This is a genomic window from Streptomyces alkaliterrae (genome assembly GCF_007097205.2).
In the GTDB taxonomy this organism is placed as follows: domain Bacteria; phylum Actinomycetota; class Actinomycetes; order Streptomycetales; family Streptomycetaceae; genus Streptomyces; species Streptomyces alkaliterrae.
On record NZ_VJYK02000472.1, the window covers coordinates 1 to 2,800 of the forward strand.

3 protein-coding genes and 1 pseudogene are annotated in these 2,800 nt (G+C 71.8%); 1 reads left to right on the plus strand and 3 read right to left on the minus strand.

Annotated elements, in window-relative coordinates; translation table 11 throughout:
- Together FNX44_RS29580 and FNX44_RS25730 are read right to left on the minus strand one after the other, a co-directional pair.
- Positions 1–133, minus strand: a 133-nt coding sequence (locus tag FNX44_RS29580; RefSeq protein WP_267129491.1) for a 1-deoxy-D-xylulose-5-phosphate synthase N-terminal domain-containing protein, incomplete at its 3' end; no start/stop codon positions are given.
- A pseudogene (locus FNX44_RS25730) lies at positions 119–565 on the minus strand (hypothetical protein); the annotation flags it as partial. The pseudogene FNX44_RS25730 and the gene FNX44_RS29580, both read right to left, overlap by 15 nt.
- Positions 566–746: 181 nt before the next feature.
- Between FNX44_RS25730 and FNX44_RS25735 the strand changes: the two are divergent.
- Positions 747–1,943, plus strand: a complete 1,197-nt coding sequence (locus tag FNX44_RS25735) for a S8 family peptidase (RefSeq protein ID WP_143651379.1) — start codon at positions 747–749, stop codon at positions 1,941–1,943.
- Between the two features lie 114 nt (positions 1,944–2,057).
- Here FNX44_RS25735 and FNX44_RS25740 read toward each other — a convergent pair whose 3' ends face one another.
- Entirely contained in the window at positions 2,058–2,633 is a 576-nt protein-coding gene (locus tag FNX44_RS25740; protein WP_143651380.1) for a TerD family protein, read from the minus strand.
- Positions 2,634–2,800 lie beyond the last annotated feature (167 nt).

The window sequence follows — 2,800 nt, forward strand, 5'->3', positions numbered from 1 at the left end:
CGGTGGTGCGCAGGGTGGCCAGGTGGTTGGCGAGGCCGCCGATGGTGGGCGCGTAGGAGCGCTCGTTGTCGTTGACGACGATGCCCAGCGGGCGGTCCTTGGCCGCGGCGATGTTGTTCAGCGCCTCGTGCATGTCCGTGAGGTCCGCGACCAGGTCGTGCAGGAAGTCCCGGGCTTCCCGGCGCAGTTCGGCGTGGTTCAGGTTCAGCGGGGGCTCCTCCGCGTCCTGCCAGTCCGCGCCGATCTCCACCCAGCCGAAGCGGCGCCGGAAGTACATCCGGTCGGTCGACTCCGTGAAGTCCAGCTCCGCGTGCTGCGGCACGGCGGCCCGGCTGCCGAGCGGGTCCCTGTCGATCTGCTCGACGACGTCGCACAGCGCCCACGCGAAGTCCAGGACAGGCACCCAGCCCCACGCCGTCGAAAGCTCCCGGTCCGCCTCCACGTCCGCCACGTACACGTCGCCGCAGAACAGGTCGTGCCGCAGCGCGCGCACGTCCGCCGTGCGGTAGTCCGTCTGCGGCGGATCAGGGAACCGGTTGGAGAGGCTGTACCCGAGGTCGATCACCGCCCGATGTTCCCACGCCGCCCCGCCCGGCCGTACGGCCGCCGGTACCTGACCGGCCCTAACCGGCCCCCGCGTGAATCCACCTCTTCGCAGCACGGCATTCAGGTGTGCTTGGGGCGAGACGCAAAACGCCGGGAACGCCTGCCGCGCGGCGCCGCGCCGGCGTGCTGATCTCACCGGCATGATCACTCGCCTCAGGTTCACCTCTGCGGCCGCCGTCCTCACGCTGGCGCTGGGTGCGCCGCTGACGGCCGTCGCCGCACCGGCGGCCCCCACGCCGCCGAAATCGACCCCCGCGCCACTGGTCACCGCCGCGCACGCCGTGCCCGGCGAGTACATCGTGACCCTCGACAAGGCGACGGACGCCACCCGGCTCGCGGAGAAGCTGAAGGTGAAGCCGTCCTACGTCTACGGCCAGGCGATGAACGGCTTCGCCGTCTCGCTGACGGCCGCCCAGCTCACCACGGTACGCGGCACGCCCGGCGTCACGGCCGTCGAGGAGGACGGCCGGGTGGAGGCCGTACCGCTTCCGCCGGAGGCCGACGTCCGCGCGCCCGCCGCGACGTGGGGCCTGGACCGCATCGACCAGCGTCAGCTGCCGCTCGACAACAGCTTCACCGTCGCCGGCAGCGGCGCGGGCGTCAACGCGTACATCCTCGACACCGGCATCGACTACGAGCACACGGAGTTCGGCGGCCGGGCCCGCCCGGGCTACGACGCGATCGGCGACGGGCGCAACGGCGCGGACTGCCAGGGGCACGGCACGCACGTGGCCGGTACCGTCGGCGGCCGGACGTTCGGCGTGGCCCGCAAGGCCGGCCTCGTGAGCGTCCGGGTGCTGGACTGCGAAGGCCGCGGGACAAACGCCGGCATCATCGCCGGCCTCGACTGGGTCGCGCGGAACGCCACCCAGCCCGCTGTCCTGAACGGCTCCCTGGGCGGCGACGCCTCGCCGAGCGTGAACCGCGCCGCGAACGCGGTGTACGACGCCGGGGTGCTGCCGGTCATCGCCGCCGGCAACAGCGCCATCGACGCCTGCCGCGTCTCGCCGGCCTCGGCGGAACGCGCGCTCACGGTGGCCGCCTCCAACATCTGGGACGAGGAGACCCACTTCTCCAACTGGGGCCGCTGCGTCTCCCTCTACGCCCCCGGCCAGTCCATCGACTCCGCGAAGCTCGGCGGCGGCAGCGTAGCCCTGTCCGGAACGTCGATGGCCGCGCCGCACGTCGCCGGGGTCGCCGCGCTCTTCAAGCAGGCGCACCCGGCCGCCACGGCGGCCGAGGTCGCCGCGTTCCTCAACGACCGCTCCACGAAGGACGTCCTGCGCTCCGTCAGCCGGGACACCCCGAACCGCCTCCTCCACACCGCCGGCTACTGACCGACCGCCCCCGCCGCGCCCGCTCCTCCCGCAGCGCGGGGCGGAAACCGGGAACCGGCCCACCGGGGTGTCCCGGTGGGCCGGTTCTCCGCGGCCCACCGGGCCGCGCGGGGCTCAGACGTTGACGCCGAAGTCCTGGGCGATGCCGACGAGGCCGGAGGCGTAGCCCTGGCCGACGGCGCGGAACTTCCACTCGTCGCCGTTGCGGTACATCTCGCCGAAGACCATCGCGGTCTCGGTGGCGGCGTCCTCGCTGAGGTCGTAGCGCGCGATCTCGACCTCGCCGGCCTGGTTCACGACGCGGATGTAGGCGTTGCGGACCTGGCCGAAGTTCTGGCTGCGGGACTCGGCCTCGTAGATGGAGACCGGGAAGACGATCTTGTCGACCTCGGCCGGCAGCAGCGACAGGTCGACCTTGATCTGCTCGTCGTCGCCGTCGCCCTCTCCGGTGACGTTGTCACCGGTGTGCACGATCGCCTGCTCGGGCGAGGTCTTGTTGTTGAAGAAGATGAAGTGCTGGTCGGAGTAGACCTTGCCACTGGCGTTGACCGCGATCGCGGAGGCGTCGAGGTCGAAGTCCGTACCGGTGGTGGTACGGACGTCCCAGCCGAGGCCGACGGTGACCGCGGTGAGGCCCGGGGCCTCCTTGGTGAGCGATACGTTGCCGCCCTTGGACAGGCTCACAGCCATGGGATAGGTCCCTTTCTTGTCGGTCCGCGCACCGGCGGTGCGTGATGCCGGTGACGGTACAGTCACTGTCCCCAACGCCAAGTCTCCATGCCCTGGTTCCAGGGTTGGGCGGAAGTCCGGGAAATCTCCGAAAAACGTCGGCGGGCGGCCGGGAGGCGGGGGCGCGT